This is a genomic window from Streptomyces sp. SS1-1 (assembly GCF_008973465.1).
Lineage (GTDB): Bacteria > Actinomycetota > Actinomycetes > Streptomycetales > Streptomycetaceae > Streptomyces.
Genome location: NZ_WBXN01000004.1, coordinates 416,591 through 442,009, shown reverse-complemented (window position 1 = coordinate 442,009; position 25,419 = coordinate 416,591). Strand labels below are relative to the sequence as shown.

At 72.7% G+C, this 25,419-nt stretch carries 20 protein-coding genes and 1 pseudogene; 13 read left to right on the top strand and 8 right to left on the bottom strand.

Annotated elements, in window-relative coordinates; translation table 11 throughout:
• Nucleotides 1–15 precede the first annotated feature (15 nt).
• Nucleotides 16–729: a nucleotidyltransferase family protein gene (locus F8R89_RS03025; protein WP_151782474.1), complete on the top strand. Its 714-nt coding sequence runs from the start codon at nt 16–18 to the stop codon at nt 727–729.
• A 6-nt stretch (nt 730–735) separates the two neighbouring features.
• A pseudogene (locus F8R89_RS36560) lies at nt 736–2,081 on the top strand (NAD-dependent epimerase/dehydratase family protein).
• A 16-nt stretch (nt 2,082–2,097) separates the two neighbouring features.
• On the opposite strand, the gene F8R89_RS03010 reads toward F8R89_RS36560, so the two are convergent.
• Together F8R89_RS03010 and F8R89_RS03005 are read right to left on the bottom strand one after the other, a co-directional pair.
• Nucleotides 2,098–2,838 (bottom strand): SDR family NAD(P)-dependent oxidoreductase, encoded by a 741-nt coding sequence (locus tag F8R89_RS03010; RefSeq protein WP_225994317.1) that lies wholly within the window; start codon nt 2,836–2,838, stop codon nt 2,098–2,100.
• A gap of 58 nt (nt 2,839–2,896) precedes the next feature.
• A complete protein-coding gene (locus F8R89_RS03005) occupies nt 2,897–3,274 on the bottom strand; it encodes a MerR family transcriptional regulator (RefSeq protein WP_151782471.1) in 378 nt (125 codons plus the stop codon).
• Nucleotides 3,275–3,345: 71 nt separating this feature from the next.
• Between F8R89_RS03005 and F8R89_RS03000 the strand changes: the two genes are divergently transcribed.
• Nucleotides 3,346–4,578, top strand: coding sequence for an MFS transporter (locus F8R89_RS03000; RefSeq protein ID WP_151782470.1), 1,233 nt, complete (start codon nt 3,346–3,348; stop codon nt 4,576–4,578).
• A 4-nt stretch (nt 4,579–4,582) separates the two neighbouring features.
• Here F8R89_RS03000 and F8R89_RS02995 read toward each other — a convergent pair whose 3' ends face one another.
• Together F8R89_RS02995 and F8R89_RS02990 are read right to left on the bottom strand one after the other, a co-directional pair.
• A complete protein-coding gene (locus F8R89_RS02995) occupies nt 4,583–4,816 on the bottom strand; it encodes a hypothetical protein (RefSeq protein ID WP_151782469.1) in 234 nt (77 codons plus the stop codon).
• Nucleotides 4,813–5,592: a TioE family transcriptional regulator gene (locus F8R89_RS02990; RefSeq protein ID WP_151782468.1), complete on the bottom strand. Its 780-nt coding sequence runs from the start codon at nt 5,590–5,592 to the stop codon at nt 4,813–4,815. The genes F8R89_RS02995 and F8R89_RS02990 overlap by 4 nt, the downstream gene beginning before the upstream one ends.
• Before the next feature lie 69 nt (nt 5,593–5,661).
• Between F8R89_RS02990 and F8R89_RS02985 the strand changes: the two genes are divergently transcribed.
• Nucleotides 5,662–6,861: an erythromycin esterase family protein gene (locus F8R89_RS02985; RefSeq protein WP_151782467.1), complete on the top strand. Its 1,200-nt coding sequence runs from the start codon at nt 5,662–5,664 to the stop codon at nt 6,859–6,861.
• A 42-nt stretch (nt 6,862–6,903) separates the two neighbouring features.
• On the opposite strand, the gene F8R89_RS02980 is transcribed toward F8R89_RS02985, so the two are convergent.
• Nucleotides 6,904–9,918: a family 16 glycoside hydrolase gene (locus tag F8R89_RS02980; protein ID WP_151782466.1), complete on the bottom strand. Its 3,015-nt coding sequence runs from the start codon at nt 9,916–9,918 to the stop codon at nt 6,904–6,906.
• Nucleotides 9,919–10,222: 304 nt separating this feature from the next.
• Between F8R89_RS02980 and F8R89_RS02975 the strand changes: the two genes are divergently transcribed.
• On the top strand, nt 10,223–12,295 hold the full coding sequence (locus tag F8R89_RS02975) for a SpoIIE family protein phosphatase (protein WP_151782465.1): 2,073 nt from the start codon (nt 10,223–10,225) through the stop codon (nt 12,293–12,295).
• Between the two features lie 19 nt (nt 12,296–12,314).
• Here the strand turns inward: F8R89_RS02975 and F8R89_RS02970 are convergent, their stop codons facing one another.
• A complete protein-coding gene (locus tag F8R89_RS02970) occupies nt 12,315–12,491 on the bottom strand; it encodes a hypothetical protein (protein WP_151782464.1) in 177 nt (58 codons plus the stop codon).
• Nucleotides 12,492–12,707: 216 nt separating this feature from the next.
• On the opposite strand from F8R89_RS02970, the gene F8R89_RS02965 reads away from it, so the two are divergent.
• From F8R89_RS02965 to F8R89_RS02955, 3 genes are all read left to right on the top strand, one after another.
• Complete coding sequence (locus F8R89_RS02965; protein ID WP_151782463.1) at nt 12,708–13,883, top strand: spore photoproduct lyase family protein; 1,176 nt, start codon at nt 12,708–12,710, stop codon at nt 13,881–13,883.
• 124 nt (nt 13,884–14,007) lie between these two features.
• Nucleotides 14,008–14,526: an SRPBCC family protein gene (locus tag F8R89_RS02960; RefSeq protein ID WP_151782462.1), complete on the top strand. Its 519-nt coding sequence runs from the start codon at nt 14,008–14,010 to the stop codon at nt 14,524–14,526.
• Nucleotides 14,527–14,562: 36 nt separating this feature from the next.
• Nucleotides 14,563–16,869 (top strand): FdhF/YdeP family oxidoreductase, encoded by a 2,307-nt coding sequence (locus F8R89_RS02955; protein WP_151782461.1) that lies wholly within the window; start codon nt 14,563–14,565, stop codon nt 16,867–16,869.
• A gap of 63 nt (nt 16,870–16,932) precedes the next feature.
• On the opposite strand, the gene F8R89_RS02950 is transcribed toward F8R89_RS02955, so the two are convergent.
• Together F8R89_RS02950 and F8R89_RS02945 are read right to left on the bottom strand one after the other, a co-directional pair.
• The gene (locus tag F8R89_RS02950) at nt 16,933–18,345 is read right to left on the bottom strand and encodes a sugar porter family MFS transporter (protein ID WP_151782460.1); all 1,413 of its coding nucleotides are present in this window, start codon (nt 18,343–18,345) and stop codon (nt 16,933–16,935) included.
• Nucleotides 18,338–19,189, bottom strand: coding sequence for a phytanoyl-CoA dioxygenase family protein (locus tag F8R89_RS02945; protein ID WP_151782459.1), 852 nt, complete (start codon nt 19,187–19,189; stop codon nt 18,338–18,340). Before F8R89_RS02945 ends, F8R89_RS02950 begins: the two co-directional genes overlap by 8 nt.
• A gap of 117 nt (nt 19,190–19,306) precedes the next feature.
• On the opposite strand from F8R89_RS02945, the gene F8R89_RS02940 reads away from it, so the two are divergent.
• The 5 genes from F8R89_RS02940 to F8R89_RS02920 all read left to right on the top strand — a co-directional run bounded on the left by F8R89_RS02940 (nt 19,307) and on the right by F8R89_RS02920 (nt 25,414).
• Entirely contained in the window at nt 19,307–20,326 is a 1,020-nt protein-coding gene (locus tag F8R89_RS02940; protein WP_151782458.1) for a LacI family DNA-binding transcriptional regulator, read from the top strand.
• A 128-nt stretch (nt 20,327–20,454) separates the two neighbouring features.
• Complete coding sequence (locus F8R89_RS02935; RefSeq protein WP_151782457.1) at nt 20,455–21,126, top strand: hemerythrin domain-containing protein; 672 nt, start codon at nt 20,455–20,457, stop codon at nt 21,124–21,126.
• Nucleotides 21,127–21,187: 61 nt separating this feature from the next.
• On the top strand, nt 21,188–21,475 hold the full coding sequence (locus F8R89_RS02930) for a hypothetical protein (protein ID WP_151782456.1): 288 nt from the start codon (nt 21,188–21,190) through the stop codon (nt 21,473–21,475).
• A gap of 227 nt (nt 21,476–21,702) precedes the next feature.
• Nucleotides 21,703–25,074: a family 78 glycoside hydrolase catalytic domain gene (locus F8R89_RS02925; RefSeq protein ID WP_225994316.1), complete on the top strand. Its 3,372-nt coding sequence runs from the start codon at nt 21,703–21,705 to the stop codon at nt 25,072–25,074.
• Nucleotides 25,058–25,414 carry a PRC-barrel domain-containing protein gene (locus tag F8R89_RS02920; RefSeq protein WP_151782455.1) on the top strand — a complete coding sequence of 119 codons (357 nt, stop codon included), beginning with the start codon at nt 25,058–25,060 and terminating at the stop codon, nt 25,412–25,414. Before F8R89_RS02925 ends, F8R89_RS02920 begins: the two co-directional genes overlap by 17 nt.
• Nucleotides 25,415–25,419: the final 5 nt, after the last annotated feature.

The following is a 25,419-nucleotide window of genomic DNA, read 5'->3' as shown; positions in this document are numbered from 1 at the left end:
CGCAGGAGGTATGCCATGCACGCAGTGATCCTCGCCGGTGGCAAGGGCGTCCGGCTGCGGCCGTACACCACGGCGCTGCCCAAGCCGCTCGTCCCCATCGGCGACCAGCACGCCATCCTGGAGATCGTGCTGCGCCAGCTGTCCACGTCCGGCTTCACCCGGTGCACCCTCGCCATCGGCCACCTCGGCGAGATCATCCGCGCCTACGTCGGCGACGGCTCCCAGTGGGGCATGAACGTCGACTACGCCACCGAGGAGAACCCGCTCGGCACCATGGGCCCGCTGCTCGCCCTGCGCGACCGCCTCCCCGAGCACTTCCTCGTCATGAACGGCGACGTCCTCACCGACCTCGACTACGCCGACGTCCTGCGCTCCCACGAGGCGTCCGGCACCCCGCTGACGATCGCCACGTACGCGCGCAAGGTGCACATCGACTTCGGGGTGCTGACGACCGACGCCAGCCGGGTGGTCGCCTTCACCGAGAAGCCCAGCATCGACTACCGGGTGTCCATGGGCGTCTACGGTGTCTCCCGGGCCACCCTCGACGGGTACACCCCCGGACTGCCCCTCGGCTTCGACGAACTCGTCACCGACCTGCTCGCCGCCGGACGCCCGCCGCACGCCTACGAGTTCGACGGCTACTGGCTCGACATCGGCCGCCCCGACGACTACGACCGCGCCAACGCGGAGTTCACCAGCCGCAAGTCGCTCCTGCTCAAGGGGGCCTGAACCACCATGCACGTCCTCGTACTCGGCGTCACCGGCTACCTCGGCACCCATGTCGCCGGGGAACTGCGCACCCTGCCCGGCGCCCGGGTCCTCGTCGCCGGACGCTCCCTCGCCGCCGACGTCACCGTCGACCTCGCCACCGCCCGCCCACGGGACCTGGCGGCGGCGCTGGCCGAGGTGGCGCCCGACGCCGTCGTCAACTGCGCGGGCGCGACCGGCGGCGACGCCGTCACCCTCGCCGAGGTGAACGCCCGCGGCCCGGCCGTGCTGTGCGCGGCGCTGCGGGAGGCGGCACCGGGGCACGCCTGGTCCATCTGGGCTCTGCCGCCGAGTACGGCCCCACCGGACCCGGCGTGCGCGTCACGGAGTCGGCGGCCACCCGGCCCGCCGGCCCGTACGGCGCGACCAAGCTGGCGGGCACGGTCGCGGTGACCGCGTCCGGCCTGGACGCGGTGGTCCTGCGGGTCGGCAACCCGGTGGGCGCGGGAGCCCCGCCCACCGGGCTGCCCGGCCGGGTCGCGGCCCTCCTCGCGGAGGCGGGCGACGACCCGGAGGCCGCACTGCGGCTCGGCGACCTGTCCGCCCACCGCGACTTCGTCGACGTCCGCGACGTGGCACGGGCGGCCGCGCTCGCCGCCACCGCCGCCGGACCGCTGCCACCCGTGCTGAACATCGGCGGCGGCGACGCCCGGCCGTCCCGCGACCTCGTCCGCGCCCTCGCCGACGCGGCCGGGTTCCGGGGCCGGATCGCCGAGGCCGGGACGGGCGGCTCCGCCCGCTCGGCGCAGGTGTCCTGGCAGTGCTCGGACATCAGCACCGCCCCCGACCCGGCGTTCGCCAAGGCGGCCGAGGCGCTGCGCGCGGCGGGCGCCCGCCTCCTCGGCTACCTGGACACCGACTACGGGGCCCGCGAACCCGCCGAGATCACCGCCGACCTGCGCCGCCACCAGGAGTGGTACGGCGTCGACGGTTGCTTCCTCGACCAGACCCCGGCGGCCACCGAGGCCCTGCCGGAGTGCCGCCGTCTGATCCGCACGGTCCGCCGCCTCGGCGCCTCGACGGTCGTCCTCAACCCGGGCGTCCACCCGGCCCCCGGCTACGCCCGCCTCGCCGACCTCACGGTCACCTTCGAGGGCCCCTGGTCCCGGTACGTCGCGGACTTCACCCGCCCCGCCTGGACGGAACGCGTCCCCGCCGACCGCTTGTGCCACCTGGTCTACGGCGTCCCCCACCCCCTCGTCCCCCTCGCCCTGCGCACGGCGGAGGAGCGGGGCGCCGGCGTCTGCGGCCCGGTGACGGGGGATCTGCCGAACCCGTGGGCGGGGCTGACACCGGCGTTGGCGGAGCGGTGAACCTTCCTGCGCCGGGTCAGACGGTGAACCCGCCGTCGACGGGCAGGGACGCCCCGGTGATGTACGCGCCGTCCGCACCGGCCACATGGGCGACGGTGGCCGCGATCTCGGACGCCCGCGCATAACGGCCCACCGCGGTGAACCCGGCGATCACCTCGGCGTTCGGGCCGTCGGCCGGGTTGGCGGCGGTGTCGGTGGGACCCGGGACCACCAGATTGACGGTGATCCCGCGCGGGCCCAACTCCCGCGCCAGCCCCTTCGTCATCCCCACGAGGGCCGACTTGCTCATCGCGTACAGCGCCATCCCCGGGAAGACCGCGCGCTCGGCGACATTGCTGCCGATGCTGATGATGCGGCCGCCCGCCCCCATGTGGCGCGCGGCCGCCCGACATGCCACGAACGGCGCCCGGACGTTCACCGCCAGGGTGCGCTCGACCTCGTCCGGTCCCAGCTCCTCGAGCGGGCCGACGAGGAAGACACCGGCGTTGTTGACCAGGACGTCGAGCCGGCCGAACACCTCCACGGCCTCGTCCACGGCGGCGGTGACCTCGGCCGTGCGCGCACTGTCGGCCCGCACGGCGAGCCCCCGGCGCCCCGCCCCCTTGACCCGCTCCACCACCTCCTCGGCGGCTCGCTCGTCACGCTCATAGGTCAGGACGACATCGGCGCCCTCTTCGGCGAGACGGATCGCCACGGCGGCACCGATACCCCGGCTGCCGCCCGTCACCAGGGCCACGTTTCCCTCACGTCGGTTCATGGCGTCGAGCATGGTCCGTGCCGCCGACGGGGACCGGCGCTCGAACGACGTGGACCTCTCAGGCCGCGTCCCCCCGCGCCCGCACCCGGACCTCGTCCAGGTAGGAGGCGATGGCGTCCCGGTTCTGGGTGAGGCAGGCGATGCGCTGGTTCATGCGGTCGAGTTCCGCCTCCAGGGTCGCCAGCATCTCCGGTGTGGCGTCCGAGAAGACGATGTGGCGCGGCTTGTCGAGACAGGGCAGGATCTGCTTGATGATGCGGGTCGGCAGCCCCGCGTCGAGGAGCCCGCGGATCTGCAGGACGCGGTCGACGAACCGCTCGTCGTAGCGGCGGTAGCCGTTGGCGCAGCGCTCCGAGACGATGAGGGACTGCTCCTCGTAGTAGCGCAGGAGCCGGCGGGAGACGCCGGTCCGTTCGGACAGTTCGCCGATGCGCATCCGCTCCACCTCACGCCGTGTCAGATCGGGCTTGACCTTCACACCGATGTGAAGGTTCGAGCATACGTGTCATGTCGACCGAGAGCATCCACCGAGCCGTTGGCCCACGCGAACCGTCCGGCGACGCCGAGCTGCCGATGGCGGCGCTGCTGGCCCTGAGCACCGCCGTCTTCATCACCAGCCTGACGGAGACACTGCCCGCCGGACTCCTCCCCGAGATGAGCGCCGGTCTCCATGTCGGCGAGCCGGCGGCCGGTCAGACCGTGACCGTCTACGCCGCCGGCACCGCCCTCACCGCCATTCCGCTGACCGCCGCCACCTCCGGCTGGCGGCGCAAACGGCTGCTGCTCACCGCCATGGCCGGGTTCGCCGCCGCCAACACCGTCACCGCCGTGTCCTCGCACTACCCGCTGACCCTCGTCGCCCGGTTCGTCGCCGGTGTCGCGGCGGGACTCGCCTGGGCCCTGCTGGCCGGATACGCCCGCCGCATGGTTCCGGCACGGCTTCAGGGCAAGGCGGTCGCCGTGGCGATGGCGGGTGTGCCGGTCGCGCTCTCCGTGGGCGTGCCCGCGGGCACGTTCACCGGACAGGCGCTCGGCTGGCGGGCGGCCTTCCTGAGCATGACCGCGCTGACCCTTGTCCTCCTCGCCTGGATCACGGCCATCGTCCCGGACCACCCGGGACAGCCCGCGCGGGAGCGGCCCCGGATGCTGCGGACGCTCGCTGTCCCGGGTGTGGCGCCCGTCCTGACCGTCACCCTCGTCTTCGTCCTGGCCCACACCGTCCTCTACGCCTACATCGCCACGTTCCTCAGCCATGCCGGCGTGGGCGGGTCGACCGACCTGGTGCTGCTGACGTTCGGGATCGCCTCGCTGGTGAGCGTCTGGTTCACCGGCGCCCACATCGACCGGCGGCTGCGCGCCCTCACGCTCGGCAGCGTCCTCCTGGTCGGCGCGGCGGCCGCCGTCCTCGGCACCCTGGCCCACAGCGAAGCCCTCGTGTACGGGGCGGCGCTGCTGTGGGGCCTCGGCTGGGGCGGCGTCCCCACCCTGCTGCAGACCGCAGCAGCCGACGCCGGGGGCACGGCAGCGGACGCGGCGCAGGCCATGCTCGTCACCCTGTGGAACGTCGCCATGGCCGCGGGCGGCATCGTCGGCGGGGTCCTGCTCGACACACTGGGCACCGCGTCCTTGCCGTGGAGCGTCCTCCTGCTCCTGGTGCCCGCCCTCGTCGCCGTCGCCGGAGCCCGCGTCCACGGCTTTCCGACGGCCGCCCGCTCGCGAGCGGCCCTCACCCCGGAATGAGCCGTCAGCCCTGAACGAGTCCCTCCACGAGCATCCCCAGCGCCGACCTCGGCACGCCGTCACCGGTCCCGCCGGACGACGGCGGCCAGGTCGGCCCCGCGTCGGAGGTCGTGGAGCCCTTGGCGTCGTTGACTCCCTGGAAGAGCCCGAAGTCGACGGGGCCGTCGTCGGCCGAGGCGGGAAGAGCGGCGGTGAACAGGGCGGCGCCGACGAGCGCGGCACAGGCGATGATCCTCATGCCGGGTCCAACGACGCCCCCGGCGCCCGGATGTCCGTATCCACGCCGACGGAGCATCCCTCACGGGCCCGCAGGTACCCCTCCAGCGCGGCGGCCCCGCTCAGCAGGGCCCGCCCGCGCGCCGAGAGCCGGCTGTGCCAGTCGCGCAGGGTCCCTTCCAGCGGCTCCAGCCCGCCCGCCGCCCGCACCTGGGTGATCAGCGGCGCGATCTGCTCCAGCAGATAGCCCCCGCGCCGGAGTTGGCGGATCAGACGGGCGTCGCGCACGTCCGCCTCGTCGTACACCCGGTACCCGGTCACCGGGTCGCGGCGCGGACGCACCAGCCCGGCACGCTCCCAGGCGCGCAGCGTCGCGGGCCGCACCCCGAGCTGCCGCGCGAGCGGGCCCACGAAGAGCCCACCCCCTCCCGGGCCGGCCGGAGGCGCGGGCTCCAGGTCACTCAGCGCCCGCTCCACGGCCGACAGCGTCGCCCGGTCCTCGAGGAGTTGGGCGTGGGTTCCGGCGATGAGCCGGAACGCCTCCTCCGGCGCGTCCTGCCCGACGGCCCGCATGATCGCCGTCGCCGTGGCGTGCCCGTGGCCGGGGAGCAGGGCGAGGAAGGCGCGCAGGGCCGCCGCGTGCGTCTCGGTGTAGACCCGGTAGCCGGACGGGGTGCGGGCCGCGGGCGGCAGGATGCCGGCCTCCTCGTAGTTCCGGACCGCCTGCGTGGACAGACCGGCCCCGCGCGCCAGGTCGATCGGCCGCAGACGCCCACCCGTTTGAAGGTTGTGACCCATGACGGCAACGATATCGGGGCTCCCAGTGGCCCAAGTCTCCACCGGATCTTCAACGATAGCGTTGAAGGCATGGCTTCCGACCTCAAGGACCTCACCCACCCCCTCGACGCCTCGGCCCTCCTGGAGCAGCTTCCCGTCCGGCCCCGGATCCTCGCCCTGGGCGAGCCCACGCACGGTGAGGAGGCCCTGCTCGCCGTCCGCAACCGCCTCTTCCGGCAGCTCGTCGAACAGGAGGGCTTCCGCACGATCACGCTCGAGAGCGACTGCCTGCGGGCCCTTGCCGTGGACGCGTACGTCACCACGGGGGAGGGCACGCTCGACCAGGCCATGGAGCACGGGTTCAGCCACGGCTGGGGCGCCTACGCCGGCAACCGCGACCTCGTGCGGTGGATGCGGGCCCACAACGAGCACCGGCCCTCCGGCGAGCACGTCCGCTTCGCCGGGTTCGACGGCCCGCTGGAGATCACCGCCGCCTCCTCCCCGCGCCGGGCCCTCCTGGAACTGCACGCCCTGCTCTCCGCTCATGTGGACCCGGGCCTGCTGCCGTGCACCGCCGAGACCCTGGACCGGCTGCTCGGCGACGACGGCCGCTGGACCGACCCCGACGCCATGACGGACCCCGGCCGTTCCACGGGCCGGTCCGCCGAGGCCCGCGAACTCCGCCTGCTCACCGACGAACTGGTGGCCCTGCTCGACACGCAGGCACCGCACCTGGCCGCCGCCCTGACGCCCGACGCCTGGGACCGCGCCCGCCTGTACGCGCGGACCGCGACGGGCCTGCTGCGCTACCACCACGCCATGGCGGACGACTCACCCGCCCGGATGACCCGGCTGTGCGCGCTGCGGGACCTGATGATGGCGCAGAACCTCCTGGCCCTCGCGGAACGGGGGCCGGTGCTCGTCGCCGCCCACAACTCCCATCTCCAGCGCCCCAGGAGCAGCATGACGATGTGGCAGGGCCGCGTCGAGTGGTGGAGCGCCGGCGCGCTCGTGGAGGCCCGGCTCGGCTCCGGGTACGCCGTCGTGGCCACGGCGGTCGGGACCCTGCGGCACCGGGGCGTGGAGGCCCCGCCGCCCGAGACCGTCGAGGGGTTGTTGTACGGGCTCACCGAGGAGCCCTGCCTCGTCGACGTCGACGCGCTGACCGCCACCCTCGGTGATCCGTCGCCCCGCGTGTCCTCCTGGTTCGGCTACGCCCCGGTGGACCCGGCGCACCTGGCCGCCCTCGACGGTCTGGTGTACGTCAAGGACGTCTTCCCGGGGACGTAGAGGGAAGGGCGCGCCCGGCAGATCCTGGGCGCGCCCCGTTCACTACAGCGGTTGGACCCAGATGTTGCGGTACCGCACCTTGTTGCCGTGGTCCTGGAGGCGGATGGCGCCCGCCGACGCGGCCTCCGGCCGGCCGCCTCCGGTCGGGCCGTCGATCGCGACGTCGTCGTGGACCTTCCTGCCGTTCCAGACGACGGTGACGCGCGCGTCTGCCGTCTTGGTGCCGTCGGTGTCGTAGCGGGCCGCGCGGAAGGTGATGTCGTACGACTGCCAGGTCTCCGGCGCGGTGGCCGCGTTGACGTCCGGCGCCTTCTTCTCGTAGATCGCGCCGGCCTCGTTCGTGTCGAGCGTCGTGTCACCGTACGAGTCGAGGATCTGGACCTCGTAGCGGTCCTGGAGGTAGACGCCGCTGTTGCCCCGGTCCTGGCCCGTGACGTCGTCGGGCAGGTGCGGCACCCGGAACTCCACATGCAGTGCGAAGTCCTGGTACGCCTCCTTGCTGCGCAGGTCGCCGCAGCACACCTCCATCGACTTCCCCTCGGTGAGGGGCCATTCGGTGACGCGTCCGTCGGTGTGCTGCCACTGGCTCTGCGACGCGGCGGTGCCGTCGAAGAGGGTGACGCGCGCGCCGTGCGGGCGGACCGTGATCAGGTCCAGGTTGACGTGCCCGTCGTCACCGGCGTCGAAGCGGTACGCGACGGTGTTGTGCCCCTTCTTCAGGGTGACCCGTTCCGTCCGGGTGGACCAGGTCTCCCAGTCGCCGGTCGAGGGAAGCCTCGTCTGGCGCAGCCTCTTGCCGTTGGCGTACAGGGAGAGGGCCTTGGTGCCCTGGAAGGGGTTGGGGCCGTTGGAGTAGCGCAGGCCGACGTCGTAGTCGCCGGCCCTGGGCACCGTCACGTCGAACGTGGTCGCCGCCTTGCCCTCGGTGCCGTACCGGTCGACGAAGCCGCTGCCCGAGTAGCCGCCGTGGTCCCGGTTCACCCCGGCCGTCCCGGTCAGGCGTGCCTCCTCCGCCTCGTACAGCGTGGCGGCCCGCGGCTGTTCGCCCGGCAGGGCGTTGAGCGTGTACCAGGCCTCGGTGCTCCACAGCTTCTCGCCGGACGCGGAGGCGAACGGCCGCGGGGAGCGCACGTGTACGACACGGCCGGGTTTCAGTCCGTCGAGGCGTAGCCGGACGGTCCGTCCGTTCTTGGCGAGGGTCGCCGAGCGGACGTCCAGCCGCTCCTCGGCTATCTTCGGGCCGCCGTAGTCCGACGTCGGCGTGTACCGCCACTGTTCGGCCCGGTAGCGGGAGGCGAGCTTGTCCACGGTCTCCTGCGACAGGGGCTGGGTGTACTCCAGGTCGAAGCCGCCGGGGACAGCCCGCATCTCCTTGATGTCGAAGGTGTTGCCGCCGTTGGGAGTGAGCTTCTGCAGCCCGAACTTCAGCTTGCCCTCCTGTCCCCAGTTGCCGTCGGCGCCGAGCCCGCCCGCGTAGACGGCGCCGTCCGGGCCCATCGTGATCCGGTTGACGCCGGCTTCGAGTCCCTGGGTGTAGCGGAACACCGCGCCCTGGTACTGGCCCTTCACCTTCTCCAGGTAGGCGCGCTGGAGTCCGCCGTAGGTGACGTCGCCGATGAGCATCTGCCCGGCGAACCGGCCCTTGGTGAGATACAGCGGTGTACTGGGGGAGTTGGCGATCTCGTTCTGCGGCAGCCACAGCACCGGTTCGGTGACCGGTCGGTCGTCGAAGGGGCCGGACGGCTCGGTGTAGTGGTTGAAGAAGCGGTCCCGCTTGATGTGGACCAGCTTGGAGGCGGGCAGCCAGCCGCCCTGGTTGTCGGTGGTGAAGATGTCGCCGCCGGGCCCCCAGCCGATGCCGTTGGGGGTGCGCAGACCGCCCGCGATCGGCTGGATCTTCCCGGTCTTCCGGTTGATCCGGTACGTGGTGCCCCGGCCGGGCGCCGGCTGCGGGGTGGTCGTCGCGCCGCCGTAGTCGATGGCGACGGACAGGTTCACGTAGAAGTAGCCGTCGCGGTACAGCAGGCCGAACGCGAACTCGTGGAAGTTCCCGCCGTACGGCCAGGTCGCCACCGTGCGGTACTCGTCCGTCACCGAGTCACGGTTCTTGTCGACGAGCCGGGTCAGCTCGTGTTTCTGCGACACGTACAGGGAGCCGTCGACGTACTTGATGCCTATGGGCTCGCGCAGACCGCTCGCCACCTTCTTGACGGTCACCTTGTCGCGGCTGGTCTCCCCGGTGACGTTGCCCAGCAGGTACACCTCGCCGGTCGTGGTCTCCGAGCCGCCCCAGGTGCTGATGGCCAGGCGTCCGTCGGGCAGCCAGTCCATACCGGTGACCTGCGGTTCGAAGCCGTCGGGGCGCAGGTCGGTGAGGGTGAGGTCGGGCCGTACGTCCGTCAGGGGCAGCCCGTCGCCGGGGCTGTCCGCGCCGGACTCGCACTCCTTGCGGCCGGGAGCGGTCACCCGGACCACGCCGGCGTCCGTGCTCAGCGCCTCCGTCGGCACGATGGTGAAGTCGCTCGCGGAGGGTGGTTTCCAGGCCAGTGCGAGGCGCTGGTCGCCGCCCCGCTCGAAGTAGTCGATGCGGAACGGGTGCGAACCGGCGGTGAGCTGAACCGATCCGTCCTTCGGTTCGGCTCCGTGCAGACCGTCGTGGTCGATGACGGTCCGGTCGTCGATGGTCAGCCGTGAGCCGTCGTCGCTGGTGAGCCGGAAGGCGTAGGAGCCGTCGTCCGGGATCACGAGGTAACCGGACACCTCCGCCGAGAAGTTGTCGCCGAAGCCGCCGAAGCCGCCGAAGTCGCCGGTCGTGGACCAGTCCACGGTCGGCATCAGCTTGTCGTGGTTCGGTGTCTGGCCGGGCTTGAGGGTGCACAGCTTGCTGAGCGGGACCTGGGTGTCGAACACCCGCAGGGTCACGCCGGGTTCCTGTGGCGGGATGTCGGCGGGGGCGGCGGCGGACGGGGGCGCGGCCAGGACGCCTCCGACCAGCAGGGCGCCGAGGAGAAGGGGAGTGAGTCTTCTTCGGGCACGGCGGAACAACCGTGGATGCATCGGTCCTCCAGAACGGACCGGAGGCCGCCGGATCGCTCTCCGGTCGAGTGACCCCCCGCGCGGGAGAGGCGCAGAGGTGGTACTCGTTGCGGTTGCGCCGTTACCGTAGGGGACTTTCTCCGTGCGCGTCCATACTTTGTCATCAGTGAGTTCAAAGTCCGGCCGGCTGGACGACCCGTCATGTTCGTGACACGGGGAGAGGCCGGGCGCGCGGCCCCTGCGGGTGCGGCGTGGCCGCCCAGGGCGCACCCTGTTGTACGGGGCGTACCCCCGAGCGCGCGTGGCGATCGGACCTCGGAGGTGGATGGGACCCTTGGGCAACGATCCCCTCGGCCATGTCGACCAGGCGGCGGCCTCGATGCTGGAGGCACTGTTCACCCAGTCCCCGATCGGGCTCCACCTCGTCGACCCCGACCTGCGCGTGGTCCGCGTCAACACCGCGGCACCCTGGATGCGCGGCGTCAGCCTCGACGAGATCCGGGGGCAGCGCGCCAGGGACGTCTACCGTCTCGTCGACGCCGATGTCGAGGCGCTGCTGAAGGACGTCCTCGACACCGGTACGCCCCTGCTGAGCCATGTCGTCCGGGCCCTGGTCGACGAGGCGCCCCTTGAGCGCACGTTCGAGATCAACGCGCTGCGTCTGCAGGGTTCTGAGGGGAAGGTGCTCGGGGTCGGGGTCATCGCCGTCGACGTCACCGAGCGGGAACGCGCCCACGCCAGGACCCGCATGCTGGACCGGGTGCGGGAACGCGTCGGCCGGAACCTGGACCCGGTCGTCATCGGCGAGGAGCTCGCCTCGATCCTGGTGCCGGACTTCGCGGACCTGGTGACCGTCGAGGTGGAGGACGCCGTCATCCGCGGCGATGACCCGCCCCTCGCCAACGCCCCCATCGGCACCCTCGTGATGCGCACCGCCTTCCGCAGCGCGGTCGAGGGCGCGGTGCGGCAGATCCACGCGGTCGGCGACGTCCGCCGCCTCGCGGACCCGACGCCGTTCACCCAGGCCCTGGCCGATCTGAGCCCCCGCATGGTCCGGCTCGGCCCGGACGCCCCCTGGCTCGCCGCGGACCCCGCCCTCGCACGGGCCGTGGACTCCGCGCGGGGCCACTCGCTGCTCGTCGTCCCGCTGGCCCTGCGGGACGCGGCCCTCGGTCTCGTCAGCCTCTACCGCGCCGACCGCTCACCCGTCTTCGACGAGGAGGACCGGGCCCTCGCGATGGAGGTGGGCACCCACACCGCGCTGTGCCTCGACAACGCGCGGCGCTACACGCGCGAGCACACGATCGCCGCCACGGTCCAGCGGCAGCTGCTGCCCCGCCGCCCCGAGGCCCAGGCATGGCTGGAGACCGCCTACCTCTCCCTCACCGGAGCCGACCCCGGCGCCTGGTACGACACGACCGCCCTGTCGAGCGCCCGCACCGCCATCGTCGTGGGCAAGGTCTCCGGGCGCGGCCTGGAGGCAGCCGCCACCATGGGCCAGCTGCGCACCGCCATCCGCTCGCTGTCGGCGTTCGACCTGACCCCGGACGAACTCCTCGCCCGGCTCCACGACACCGCGTCCCGGCTCGCCGCCGAACGGGCGCGGCTGCCGCTCGGCGACCCCCTGCGCCAGGAGGAACTGACCGCCGACTGCGTGTACGCGGTCCACGACCCGCTGACCGGAAGCTGCACGGCGGCGGCCGCCGGCCATCTGGCGCCGCTGGTCGTCCGCCCGGACGGCACGGTCTCGCTGCTCGACACCCCGGCCGGGCCCCGCCTCGGGAGCGTCGAGGGCGCCCCGTTCGCGGCCGTGGACGTCGGCGTACCGGCCGGCAGCGTCCTGGTGTTCACCAGCGACCCGCTGCTCACCGCGTACCTCGCCGAGCGCCCCGGCCCGCTGGCCGCGGTGTCCCACTACGGCGACCGCCCGCTGCAGGAGCTGTGCGACGACCTCGTCTACGCGCTGCCGGCCGGGATGGGCGTCCGGGACGCGGCGGTGATCATCGCGCGGACCCGGGCCTTCCCGGCCGACCAGTGCGCGATCTGGCCGCTCGACCCCGACCCGACGGCCGTGTCCGCGCTCCGGCGCCGCACCCGCGACCAGCTCACGACGTGGGGCGTGGACGAGGAGACCGCCTACAACACCCAGCTCATCGCCAGCGAGCTCGTCACCAACGCCCTGCGGTACGGACGCCCGCCCATCGAGCTGCGGCTGATCCGCGGCCGCACCCTCACCTGCGAGGTGCGGGACGCCGACACGGCCGCCCCGCACCTGCGCCACGCGGGCACCGTCGACGAGGGCGGGCGCGGCCTGTTCATCGTCGCCCAGCTGGCGCAGGCGTGGGGGACCAGGCCGGCCGCGCCGGGCAAGACGATCTGGGCCGAGCAGGCCCTGTGACGGCGCCCCCGCCGCGGCGTCAGCGGCGGCGGCCGCGCGCCGCCCAGCCGCTGCCTATCCCCGCCACGTGCAGGGCGAGCAGCATGAGGCCGATCAGCATGAAGTTGACCGACGTGAAGACGTCGTTGGTGGCGATGTCCGCCGCGTTGATCAGGAAGGAGATGAAGAACAGGACCGCCGCGATGATGCCCAGCACGTGGTGCCTCCTCGGAAGTAGGGATTCGCCGGTGGGGGTGGCTTCCCGCGTATGCCCCGGCCCGGCGACCTCACGCACGGCGGCCTCACGCACGGCGACCGTGCGCCACCCCGCGTGGCCGGTACATGGCCCGTACAGTTGAATCGGCGGCCCGCTGCCGGGCCGAGCCCGGCGCCCTCGGCGGCCGCCCCCCACGGCGAGCGAACGGAAGCACCCATGCACCACGCCTCCGGCCTCCCGGACGACGACTCCGGCACCCTGTTCGGACTGGACGCTCTCGGGCCCGCCCCCGCCCCGGCCGAGCGGCACTCCGCGTTCCGGACCTCCGCCGGGGCCCGCCGACTGCTGCCCGTCCGGGAGATCTACGCCGAGCCGGCCGCCGCGGCCTCCCCGCGCGGGCGGCAGATCATCGCCCGGTACCCCGACGCCGAGGTCGTCCCGGTCGACTCGCACTGGCGCATCCCGGGCCTGCACGGCAACGAGGGCAACATCGACCGCTGGGTGCGGGTCAAGGGCGAGACGCTCGTGCTCGGCGAGAAGAAGACCCTCACCACCCGGCCCAACGGCCGCTCGGCGGACTGGATCGCCCCCGGCCCCTCCAACGGCTGCGCGATGGCCTGCGCCTACTGCTACGTGCCCCGCCGCAAGGGCTACGCCAACCCCATCACCGTCTTCACCAATATCGACCGGATCATCGCCCACCTGGCCCGGCACATCACCAGGCAGGGACCCAAGCCCGAGCCGAACCAGTGCGACGCCGAGGCCTGGGTGTACGACATCGGCGAAAACGGTGACTGCTCCGTGGACGCCCTGATCTGCGACAACACCGCCGACCTGGTGCACGCCTTCCGGCAGTGGCCCACCGCCAAGGCGTCCTTCGCCACCAAGTTCGTCAACCCCGACCTGCTGGACCTCGACCCCCGCGGCCGGACCCGCGTCCGCTTCTCGGTGATGCCGCCGGACGACTCCCGGCTCCTCGACGTGCGCACCTCGCCGGTCGCGGACCGTATCGCCGCCGCGGCGGACTTCCTCGACGCCGGCTACGAGGTGCACTTCAACCTCTCACCCGTCGTCGTACGGCCCGGCTGGGAGGACGCCTGGGCCGATCTGCTGCGCCACCTGGACGACGTGCTGCCCGCGCGGGTCAAGGAGCAGGCCGCCGCCGAGGTGATCATGCTGACCCACAACGAGGAACTGCACGAGGTCAACCTCGGCTGGCACCCCCGCGCCGAGGACGTCCTGTGGCGACCGGAGATCCAGCAGGCCAAGCGGTCGCAGAACGGCGCCCGCAACGTCCGCTACCGCAACGGGATCAAGGGGGACGCCGTGACGGCGCTGCGCGCCCTCATCGACCGGCACGCCCCCTGGCTGCGGGTGCGCTACGCCTTTTAGTTAGAGGCCGTCTCCGAGGGGTAGTCGGGTGGCCCGTACGGGAACGGCTCATCCGGCGCCCCCTCCGCCGGTGGGCCGTCCTCGTGTGGCGGGACACGGCGAGGCGCCTGTCGATGGGTGGGCCATGCACAGTATCGAGCAGACGATCGAGATCGTGGTGCCCGTGCGCACCGCGTACAACCAGTGGACCCAGTTCCAGCACTTCCCGCGCTTCATGACCACGGTGCGGGAGGTGGACCAGATCAAGCCCTCCATGACCTCCTGGACGCTCGCCGTCGGCCCGCTGCGCGGGACCTACCAGGCCGAGATCGTGGAGCAGGAACCCGACTCGCACCTCGTCTGGCGCAGCCTCGACGAGCGGCCCGGGCACCGGGGGCGTGTCTCGTTCGCGCCCACCCCGGACGGCGGTACGGCCCTCACCGTGCGGATGGAGATCGGGCTGAACGGCCCCGCCGGGCTGGTCCCCGGCGTCTCCCGGCTGGCCGGCCGGGTCGTGGCCACCGAGCTGCGGCACTTCAAGGAGTACATCGAGGGGCTGGGGCAGGAGAGCGGGGCCTGGCGGGGCACGATCCGCGGCGGCCGCCTGCGGCGCGCCGAGGCCGAGCGGAACGTCAGCGGAGTGCCGTTCTGGCCCCACGGCTGAGCCCCCGAGAACCGTACGACTGAGAGGCGACTCGCGATGAAGAAGGCGCCCGGCGACGAGCCGGACGAGGACCTGACCGTCACTCCACCCAAGAAGTGGGCCGCGGGCGTCCCCGCGGTGGTCCACGCCATGGAGTACTCCCTGGAGGAGACGTCGGCCCGGCGCACCGGCACGACCCTGCTGACCATGAACCAGGTCGACGGCATCGACTGCCCCGGCTGCGCCTGGGCGGATCCGGCCCCCGGCCACCGGCATCGCAACGAGTACTGCGAGAACGGCGCCAAGCACATCAACGACGAGGCGACGACCCGGCGGATCGCCGCGGACTTCTTCCGCGAGCACTCCGTCTCGGACCTCGCCGGCCGCTCCGACGCCTGGCTGAACCAGCAGGGCCGGCTGACCGAGCCGATGGTCAAGCGGCCGGGCTCGGACCACTACGAGCCGATCAGCTGGAACGACGCGGTCGGGCTGATGGCCGAGGAGCTGACCTCGCTCGACACCCCCGACGAGGCCGTGTTCTACACCTCCGGCCGGGCGAGCAACGAGGCGGCGTTCGTCCTGCAGCTGTTCGCCCGCGCCCTGGGCACCAACAACCTGCCCGACTGCAGCAACCTCTGCCACGAGTCCAGCGGATACGCCCTGCACGAGACGCTGGGCACCGGCAAGGGCACGGTCAGCCTCCACGACCTGCACCACGCCGACCTGATCTTCCTGGTGGGCCAGAACCCCGGGTCCAACCATCCGCGTCAGCTGTCCGCCCTGGAAGAGGCCAAGCGCAACGGCGCCCGCATCGTCGCCGTCAACCCGCTCCCCGAGGCCGGTCTGCTGCGGTTCAAGAACCCGCAGAAGCCCCGAGGCGTCATCGGCCCGGGCACCCAGATCGCCGACCGCTTCCTGCGCATCCGCAACGGCGGTGACCTCGCCCTCTTCCAGGCCCTCAACCGGCTGCTCCTGGAGGCCGAGGACGCCCGGCCCGGCGAGGTGCTGGACCGTGACTTCATCGACGCCGACACCACCGGTTTCGAGGAGTTCGCCCGGCACGTCCGCACCGTCGAGTGGAACGACGTCCTCGCCGCCACCGGACTGACCCGCGAGGAGATCGAGCAGGTCCGCGACGAGGTGCTGCGCAGCGAACGCGTCGTCGTCTGCTGGGCGATGGGCCTCACCCAGCACAAGCACGCCGTCCCGACGATCCGGGAGATCGTCAACTTCCTGCTGCTGCGCGGCAACGTCGGCCGGGCCGGCACCGGCGCCTGCCCGGTGCGCGGGCACAGCAACGTGCAGGGCGACCGCACCATGGGCATCTGGGAGCAGATGCCGGACTCGTTCCTCGACGCGCTCAAGGAGGAGTTCGGCTTCGACCCGCCGCGCGCCCACGGCTACGACTCGGTCAACGCGATCCGGGCGATGCGCGAGGGCAAGGTGAAATTCTTCCTCGGCCTGGCCGGGAACTTCGTGCGCGCCACCCCCGACAGCACGGTCACCGAGGGGGCCGTACGGCGCTGCCGGCTGACCGCGCACATCTCCACCAAGCTCAACCGCTCCCACACCGTGTGCGGCGACACCGCGCTCATCCTGCCCGCCCTCGGCCGCACGGAGAAGGACGTGCAGGCGACCGGCGAACAGTTCGTGACCGTGGAGGACTCGATGAGTGAGGTGCACACCTCACGGGGACGGCTGCGGCCCGCGTCCTCGCTGCTGCTCAGCGACGTCGCCATCCTGTGCCGGCTGGCCCGCCGCACCCTCGGCGACAAGCCCGACATCGCCTGGGAGCGGTTCGAAGCGGACTACGGCGTGATCCGCGACCACATCGCCCGGATCGTCCCCGGCTTCGAGGACTACAACCGGCGGGTGTCCCGCCCCGGCGGCATCCAGCTGATGAACCCGGTCAACGAGGGCGTCTACTCCACCGGCACCGGCCGGGCCCTGTTCACCCGCAACAGCGCCGAGGCGCCGCGCGTCCCCGAGGGACACCTGCTGCTGCAGACCCTGCGCTCGCACGACCAGTGGAACACCGTGCCGTACACGTCCAACGACCGGTACCGGGGCATCCACGGCAGCCGCCGTGTCGTCCTCGTCAACCCGGACGACGTGCGCGCACTCGGGCTCAGCGACGGCGAGCATGTCGACCTGGTGAGCGTCTGGTCCGACGACGTCGAGCGGCGCGCCGAGGACTTCCGCGTCGTCCCGTACCCCACGGCCCGGGGTTGCGCCGCCGCGTACTACCCGGAGACCAATCTGCTGGTGCCGCTGGACAGTGTGGCCGACCACAGCAACCAGCCGACGTCCAAGTCGATCGTGGTCCGGCTCGAGCCCGCGCGGGTGGGCGCCCCGCAGACCTGACACACGGTACACACGGCGGCGCCGGACGCGATCACCGCGTCCGGCGCCGCCGTACGTCCTGGTTCAGCCGCGGGCGCCCAGGTTGCGCCGGAAGGAGCCCGGGGCGCGCAGGGCCCGCTCGATCTCCTCCAGGGACCGGTTGCGGGTCTCGGGGACCTTCAGCGCCACGAAGATCACGCAGAGCACGTTCATGGCGGCGTACACGAAGAACGTGCCGGAGCGGCCGATCGTGTTGATCGCGGTGAGCGCGGTGACGGCGATCAGCAGATCGAAGCCCCACACGGACACCGTGGCCAGGCTCGTCGCCGGGCCCCGCACGCCCAGCGGCAGGATCTCCGGGGCGATCACCCACACCACCGACTGCATGCCGATGCCGTTGAACAGGATGTAGGCGAACAGCGAGAGGATCACCACCCACCGCTGCACGGGGGAGTCGCCCGCGAGGAACGCCAGCCCCAGCACGGCCATGGACAGCCCCGACAGGGGCAGGAACCACAGCATGGTGCGCCGCCGGCCCACCGCGTCCAGCGCGACCGCGCCGACGATCCCGGCCACCACCAGCATCGTGCCGATGCCGATGCCGGTGAGCAGCGCGACCGAGGTGCCGAAGCCCGCGTCGGAGAGGATCGCCGGGGCGTAGTAGACGACCGCGTTGATGCCGGTGAGCTGGGAGAAGGCGGCGACGCCCACGGCGATCAGCAGCGCGGGGCGCACCCAGGGCCGGCGTACGGCCCGCCAGCCGTCCCGCGTCGGCGCCGACGACACCTCGCCGATCGCGGTGATCTCCGCGTCGACGTCCGTGCCGGGGGACCGCAGACCGCGCAGCACCCGGCGGGCCTCCTCACGGCGCCCCTGCTCCACGAGCCAGCGCGGGCTCTCTGGCAGCCGCACGATGCCGAACGCCAGGACGGCCGCCGGTACGGTCGCCAGCCCGAACATCAGCCGCCAGCCCCCGGTGTCGGCCAGCAGCCAGCCGCAGAAGAAGGAGACCAGCTGCCCGATCGCCACCATCAGCTGGAACAGCACCATCAGCCGGCCGCGGATGGCGGGCGGCGCCACCTCCGCGATGTAGACCGGCACCATGTTCGACGCCCCGCCCACGGCGAGACCGAGGACGAACCGTGCCGCGATCAGCGTGCCGGTGCCGGGGGCGACGGCGGCCGCCGCGGCCCCGGCCGCGAACACGACCGCCACCCACAGCACGACCCGGCGCCGGCCGTGCCGGGCGGCGAGCCGCCCCGAGCACAGGGCGCCGACCATGGCGCCGACCAGGATGACGCTGACGACGATCTCCTGCCCCCGCGAGGACAGACCGAGGTCCTCCCGCAGATGCAGCAGCGCGCCGGAGATGATGCCGGTGTCGTAGCCGAACAGCAGCCCGCCGAGCGCGGCGACGGCCGCCACCGCGTACACCTGACGCGGCGGACGGGCCGGCGCCGCCGGCTCGGTGAGCGTGGCGGTGGCCGCCTCAGGCATCGCCCATGACCAGACCCTCGATGGTGTGCTTCTGCGTGACGGGCGTCAGCTCGTCCACGACGGCGACGTCCAGGTGCCGGCGCACCCGCTCGGGCAGCGCCTCCCAGTAGCCGCGCGTGACGGCGGCGTCGTGCCGCTCGCCGTTGGTGGCCTCCGGTCCGTCGACGCCGAGGACCAGGACCGGACGCGACTTGCTCGACTGGTTGGCCGTGCCGCGGTGGATGGTCAGGGCGCTCCGGGCGGAGATGTCACCGCGCTGAGGGTACTTGCGCACCGCGCGCTCGGCGTAGCGCGGGTAGTGCGAGCGGGGCGGGAACATGCCGTGCCCGAACTCGGGGCTGTCGTCCCACTGGGTGCCCGGGGCTATCTCGAAGGGCCCCATGTCCTCGGCGGTGTCCACGGTGGTGACGTTGAAGGCCAGCGAGGTCAGCCGCCGCTCGCGCCGCGTCTCCTCGGGCATCGGGAAGTCCCGGTGCCAGGGCTGGTTCACGGCGCCCTCCAGCGGGACGTCGAAGCCGAGCTCCACGATGCGGTAGTCGGGGCCGAGCACCGCGGCGCACACCGAGCGGACCCACGGGTGGTCGACGAGCTCGACGAAGCCCCGGATCTGCTCGGGGTGGATCTCGACGTAGTAGCGGTGGGGGCCGCGCCCGACGGCGCCGCCCGGGCGGGACCGTGCCTCCTCGAAGGCCGCGTCGACGTCCTCGCGCAGCCGGTCGGCCCACGCGACGGAGAAGGCGCCCTTGCGGGCGGTGATCCCGTCGCCGTAGAGCGCCTCGACGTCGGGACGGACGTCGACGTCGAGAGCGGCCGGGTCGACGCCGGGATACAGGTGCGCGGTCATTCGGTGCCTCCTTGCACTGCGATGGAACCCCCTCATCGTGCAGCGTTGCATGCAACGTTGCAATACCCTGCGGGGAACCTTGTCGGATCGCCCCGGACACGTGCGAGGATGGCCACCGTGAGTAGTCGCCTGAAAGATGTCGCCGCCCTCGCGGGCGTCTCGGTCCGGACCGTGTCGAACGTCGTCAGCGGATCGGGCAACGTCGCCGAGGCCACCCGGCAGCGCGTCCAGCAAGCCCTCGACGAACTCGGCTACCGGCCCAACCTCGCCGCACGCAACCTCCGCGCCGGCCGTACCGGACTCATAGGCCTCGTCGTCCCCGAGCTGTACTCGCCGTACTTCGGTGAACTGGCCAGCCTCATCGTGGAGGCCGCGCAGCAGCGCTCCTGGACCGTGATCATCGACCAGACCTTCGGTGACGCCGAGGCCGAACGGCGCCTCCTCGACGGCACCCAGGGCCGGCTCGTGGACGGCCTGATCATCAGCCCCTGGGCCCTCGGCCCTGAGGAGGTCACCACTCACGCACGCAACGCGCCCGTGGTCCTCCTCGGCGAGCGCCCGCCCCGCGGACTCGCCGACCGCGTCGCCGTCGACAACGTCGCGGCCGCCGACGAGGCCACCACCCACCTCCTCGAAGCCGGCCGCCGCCGTATCGCCGCCATCGGCCTCCAGCCCCACCTGCGCAACGGCACCGCCGACCAGCGCCTGGCCGGCTACCGCGCCGCCCTGCGCCGCGCGGGCGCCGTCGTCGACGACGCGCTGGAACGCCCCGTCCGCCAGCTCCACCGCAAGGACGGCGCGCAGGCCATGGCCGCCCTCCTCGACGACCCGTCGGCGGCACCCGACGCGGTGTTCGCGTTCACCGACGAACTCGCGCTCGGCGCACTCCACGTGGCCCATGAACGCGGACTGCGCGTCCCCGATGACCTGGCCGTCGTCGGCTTCGACGACATCGAGGACGGGCGGTACGCCCAGCCGCCCCTCACCACGGTCGCCCCCGACAAGCGGCAGCTCGCCGAACGGGCGCTGCAGTGCCTCGCCGACCGCATCTACAGCCCCGACAACGGAGTGCCCCCGCTGGACGTCGTCGTACCGCACCACCTCGAGGTGCGGGGGAGCAGCGCCCCGAAGGTGTGAGCGCCCGGCGGCCCCCGCCCGTGTGGGGCGCGGAAGCGGCGGGTACTCGCCGCGCGTCCGTACGGCGACGACGGCGAGCGCGGCAAGGCCGTACGGGTGAGGCACCGCCGGTACCCAGGGGAGTGGTGATGACCAGGACCATCGCGGAGCAGACGGAGGAACAACTCGGCGGCCCGGACGGCATCCTGGCGCGGCAGCGCCGGGACCACCGGGAGATGGCCCGGCTGATGGACCGCTACCGGGAGGCCGGGCCGGGTGAGGACGGGGAGCGCGCGCTCAAGGACGTCGTGCAGCTCGTCTTCAGCCACGCGTTCGCCGAGGAGTCCGTGCTCTGGCCGGCCGTACGGCGCTCGGTCCCGGACGGCGAGGAGCTGACCTCCCGGGTGGAGGAGGAGCACCAGCGGATCAACGATCTCGTCACCGACATCGAGCGCCTCCCACCCGGCAGCCCCGAGCGCGAGGACAAGATCACGCGGGCCTTCGCGCTGATCGACGAGGACATCAGGGACGAGGAGGACCTCCTCCTGCCCCGCCTCCAGGAGGCGGTCGACGTCAGGCGGCAGCGCCGGCTCGGGTCCGCCTGGGAGGCCGCCCGCAGGACGGCACCGACCCATCCGCACCCCGTCGTCCCCCGCCGTCCACCCGGCAACGCGATCGCGGGCGTACCCCTGAGCGCCTACGACCGGACCCGCGACGCCCTCGGACTCAGCCCCTCGACACCGGCCTGGAAGACGCTCGCCGTCCCCGGCGCGCTGCTCGTGACGGCGGCGCTCGTGGGGGTGTGGCGCAGGCTGCGCTGAACCGTGTCTCGTTCCTTCCGGCGACGCGAGGCGTGATCGCGCCGCGTGACATCATCCGTCCGTGAGCAGCGATCTGGAAGTAAGCGCTCTGGCGATCAACGTCGTGATCCCCGAGGAGCTCCGCTGGACGGACACCCGGCGCGGTGAGACGTTCAAGCTGACCACCCTCAATGTGAGGCTCCTCCCCGACGGGCACCTCGCCGTGAAGGCGTACGGCAGACCCCTCGCGGGTGGCCGCGGCGCCTATGTCTCGTTCTCCGTGCCCGACAAGCCGGAGTTGGCGTCCCTGGTCTCCGAAGCGGCCGGTCGCGCGGGGGAGTTGTGGGCCGCCCACCGCGGTCTCGGCTGATCTCCGGCCCCCGCAGCCTCGCCCGCCCCGTGCACACCCCTTGTCGCGGCGCACAGCCCGCCCCTAGGATCCGTAGGCAGCGGATTGAATCGTTTCAGTAAAACGCCGGGCAGTCAACTCCCCAACAGCTCAAGGGAGTTGACGCTGCGACCAAAGGAGCGAGCATGCCGGGAAGTTGGGATCGCAGAACCTTCCTCCGCGCCACCGCGGGCACCGTAGGGGCGGGCGTGCCCCTCCTGTCCGCCGCGGGCACGGCCTCCGCGTCCGCGGCCCCGCCCGGTCAAGCCGGTCAGGCCGGCGGCACGGGACTGCGCATCGTCCGGACCACCGTGGAGCACAAGGAGAACCTCCTCGGCACCGACATCGCACGCCCGTTGCTCGCCTGGCAGTCCGAGTCCCCCGGGCGCGGCGCACGCCAGAGCGCCTACCGAGTCCAGGTGCGGACCGGCGGCAAGGACTGGGGGCGCTCGCTCGTCTGGGACTCGGGCAAGGTGACCTCGGCGGACAGTGTGGGCGTGCCCTATGGCGGCCCGGCGCTCGCGCCCCGCACCCGGTACGAGTGGCGGGTCAAGGTCTGGGACGGAGAGGGCGAGGCGTCCGCCTGGAGCGCCCCGCGCTGGTTCGAGACAACGATGTCACCCGACGAGTGGGGCGCCCACTGGATCGGCGAGGCCACCCCCCGCCCGCCGGACCTCACCGGCGCCTCGTGGATCTGGGCGACCGGCGCCACCACCCGGAACGCCCCCCTCGGCACCCGCTGGTTCCGCGGGCGCCTCCAACTGCCCGACGGCACCGACGTGGTGAGCGCCACCGTCGTCGCCACCGCCGACGACGACTTCACCCTCCACCTCGACGGCCACCGCGTCCTCCACGCCCCCGAGCAGCAGGACGGCTGGCGGGCCGGCCGCACCGCCGACGTCACCAAGGAGGCCGCCGAGGCCGTCCGCGCGGGCCGGGACCTCGTGCTCGCCGCCGAGGCCACCAACCGTCCGGGCCCGTCCGACAACCCGGCCGGTCTCGTCGTCCGGCTCATCGTGGAGACGGCGTCGGGACAGACGCACGAACTGCGCACGGACGCCCACTGGCTGGTCGCCGACAGTGAGCAACAGGACTGGCAGAGCCCCGCGTTCGACGACTCCGGCTGGCCGGCCGCCGTCGTCCTCGCCCCCTACGGGCAGGGCCCCTGGGGCAACGACGTCACCGTCACCACACCCGAACTGCCCGCACCCCTGCTGCGCAGGGAGTTCCAGGTGCGCCGCCCCGTGCTCCGGGCCCGTCTGCGGATCAGTGGTCTCGCGTACCACGAGGCGGAGATCAACGGGCGGCGCGTCGGACGCCAGGTGCTCGACCCCGGCTTCACCGACTACGACGAGACGGTGCTGTACGCCGTCCACGACGTCACCGACCTGGTCCGCCGGGGCGCCAACGCGATCGGCGTGACCCTGGGCCGCGGGTTCTACGGCATGACCACCCCGAACGCGTGGAACTGGAACCGGGCGCCCTGGCACTCCGAGCCCCGCCTCGTAGCCCGCCTGGAGGTCGACCACCCCGACGGCTCCACCACGACCGTCGTCACCGACGAACGCTGGCGCGTCACCGAGGGCCCCACCCTCTCCAACTCCCTGTACGCGGGGGAGACGTACGACGCACGCCGTGCGCCCGGCGGCTGGACCCGTCCCGGCTTCGACGACTCCACGTGGCGCGCCGCCGAGGTCCGGGAGGCGCCGAAGGGGCGGCTGAAGGCCCAGCCCCACGACGGCATCGAGGTCGTCGAGTCGTTCCGGCCGGCGCGGATCACCCGGCACGCCTCCGGCGACCACGTCGTGGACATGGGCCGCACGATGGCGGGCTGGACCCGGATCACCGTACGGAACCTCCCGGCCGGCACCCGCGTCACCCTCACCTACGGCGAGAAACTGAAGGACGACGGCACCGTCTTCGCCGAGAACCCGCTCGTCCCCGGCCGCTTCCAGCGCGACGAATACGTCTGCGCCGGCCGGGGCGAGGAGACCTGGGAGCCCTCCTTCTCGTACAAGGGCTTCCGGTACGTCCAGATCGGCGGGCTGCCCGAGGCGCCCCGCACGGACCAGATCCTGGGACGGCTCGTGCACACCCCGCTCGAGGAGGTCAGCTCCTTCGCGTGCTCCGAGCCGTTCTACGAGTGGCTCGACGGGGCCATGCGCCGGACGATCCTCAACAACATGCACGGCATCCCGACCGACACCCCCGTGTACGAGAAGAACGGCTGGACCGGCGACGCCCAGCTCGGCGCCCCGGTGATGACGTACGCCTTCGCCATGCACCGCATGCTCGCGAAGTGGCTCGGCGACCTCGCCGACAGCCAGACCTCCGCCGGGCAGCTCCCGGTGATCGTGCCGAGCGGCGGCTGGGGGTACGGCGACCTCGGCCCGTCCCCCGAGTGGACGACGGTGTACCCCTTCGTCGTCCGCGAGCTCTACCGGGTCTACGGCGACGAGCGCGTCGTGCGCGAGCACTGGACGGCGCTGACCCGCTACCTGGACTGGGAGCTGAACAGACTCCGCGACGGCCTCGCCGACACCGCGCTGGGCGACTACCTGGCCCCCGGTTACGGCGGCAACCCGCCGGAGGACACCCGGCTCACCGCGACGGCGTATCTGCACCGGGCGCTGCTGATCACCGCCGAGATGGCCGACGTGCTGGACGACGACGCCGTGGCCACGCGCTACCGGACGGCGGCCGGGCGGCTGAAGGACGCCCTGAACGCGGAGTTCCTGGGCCCGGACGGCCACTACCGCACCGCGAAGGACCCCGGTTACCGGCAGACCTCGAACGCGATCCCCCTCGCCTTCGGCCTGGTGCCGGAGAACGCCCGCTCCTCGGTGTTCGACAGCCTGGTGCGGGACATCGAGGCGCGCGGCAACCACCTGGACACGGGCGCGCTCGGCACCAGCGTGCTGCTGCGGGTCCTGTGCGACGGCGGGCGGCCCGACGTCGCCCACGCCGTGGCCACCCAGCGCACCTATCCCGGCTGGGGGTACTGGCAGGAGAACGGCGCGGACACCATGTGGGAGATGTGGCCACGGGACTCCCGCTCCCGCGACCACTACTTCCAGGGCACCGTGGCGCAGTGGCTGTACGAGAACGTGGCCGGTCTGCGGCCCGGTGACGCCGGGTACGCCACCTTCTCCGTACGGCCGGACGCCCGGACGGGCGTCGACTGGGCCCGCACGTCGATCCGTACCGTCCGGGGCACCGCGGGCGTCTCCTGGAAGCGGACGGCGACCGGTTTCCGGATGGAGGTGGAGGTGCCGGTCGGTGCGGTCGCCGAGGTCCACGTCCCGGCGGGCGGCCCGGACGACGTGACGGCGCCGCGGGGGCCCGGTACCTGCGGATGGACCGGGGCTTCGCGGTCCACCGGGTCGTGCACGGCACCTGGGACTTCCGGGCCCGCGGCTGACCGCGAGAGGGAAGGCCGGGCGGCCGGGGGAGCGGTCCCCGGCCGCCCGGCGGCGAAGGTGCCCCGTCGTCCTCCCGGTGGCACCGTGAAGAGAGCCCCGGACGGGGTACGCGAACCGAAGGAACGACGAGCGGAGGATCCCGATGTTCGAGGCCGGTGACATCCGGGAGTGGCGCGGCCACGACGTGGTCGACGAGGAGGCGCGCAGGATCGGCAAGCTGGAGTCGGTCTACGTGGACACGGCGACCGACGCCCCCCATTTCGCCACCGTCACGGTCGGCATGCCGACCCGGCACCGCCTGGTGTTCGTCCCCCTGGTGGGGGCGACGGTCGGTCCGGGGTACCTGAAGGTCGCGTACCCGAAGAACCTGGTCAAGGACGCCCCGTCGATCGACATGGACGGCGTCCTGCCCGCCGAGGACGAGAAGGCCGTCTTCGCCCACTACGAGCTGAGCTACCAGCCCGGGGCCGCCGGCGAACGGCGGCTGGCCCGCCGCTGACGGCA

Coding starts and splice junctions, on each gene's coding strand:
- F8R89_RS03025 (WP_151782474.1), top strand. CDS start 16: ATGCACGCAGTGATCCTCGCCGGTGGCAAGGGCGTCCGGCTGCGGCCG.
- F8R89_RS03010 (WP_225994317.1), bottom strand. CDS start 2,838: ATGAACCGACGTGAGGGAAACGTGGCCCTGGTGACGGGCGGCAGCCGG.
- F8R89_RS03005 (WP_151782471.1), bottom strand. CDS start 3,274: ATGCGCATCGGCGAACTGTCCGAACGGACCGGCGTCTCCCGCCGGCTC.
- F8R89_RS03000 (WP_151782470.1), top strand. CDS start 3,346: ATGTCGACCGAGAGCATCCACCGAGCCGTTGGCCCACGCGAACCGTCC.
- F8R89_RS02995 (WP_151782469.1), bottom strand. CDS start 4,816: ATGAGGATCATCGCCTGTGCCGCGCTCGTCGGCGCCGCCCTGTTCACC.
- F8R89_RS02990 (WP_151782468.1), bottom strand. CDS start 5,592: ATGGGTCACAACCTTCAAACGGGTGGGCGTCTGCGGCCGATCGACCTG.
- F8R89_RS02985 (WP_151782467.1), top strand. CDS start 5,662: ATGGCTTCCGACCTCAAGGACCTCACCCACCCCCTCGACGCCTCGGCC.
- F8R89_RS02980 (WP_151782466.1), bottom strand. CDS start 9,918: ATGCATCCACGGTTGTTCCGCCGTGCCCGAAGAAGACTCACTCCCCTT.
- F8R89_RS02975 (WP_151782465.1), top strand. CDS start 10,223: ATGGGACCCTTGGGCAACGATCCCCTCGGCCATGTCGACCAGGCGGCG.
- F8R89_RS02965 (WP_151782463.1), top strand. CDS start 12,708: ATGCACCACGCCTCCGGCCTCCCGGACGACGACTCCGGCACCCTGTTC.
- F8R89_RS02960 (WP_151782462.1), top strand. CDS start 14,008: ATGCACAGTATCGAGCAGACGATCGAGATCGTGGTGCCCGTGCGCACC.
- F8R89_RS02955 (WP_151782461.1), top strand. CDS start 14,563: ATGAAGAAGGCGCCCGGCGACGAGCCGGACGAGGACCTGACCGTCACT.
- F8R89_RS02950 (WP_151782460.1), bottom strand. CDS start 18,345: ATGCCTGAGGCGGCCACCGCCACGCTCACCGAGCCGGCGGCGCCGGCC.
- F8R89_RS02945 (WP_151782459.1), bottom strand. CDS start 19,189: ATGACCGCGCACCTGTATCCCGGCGTCGACCCGGCCGCTCTCGACGTC.
- F8R89_RS02935 (WP_151782457.1), top strand. CDS start 20,455: ATGACCAGGACCATCGCGGAGCAGACGGAGGAACAACTCGGCGGCCCG.
- F8R89_RS02920 (WP_151782455.1), top strand. CDS start 25,058: ATGTTCGAGGCCGGTGACATCCGGGAGTGGCGCGGCCACGACGTGGTC.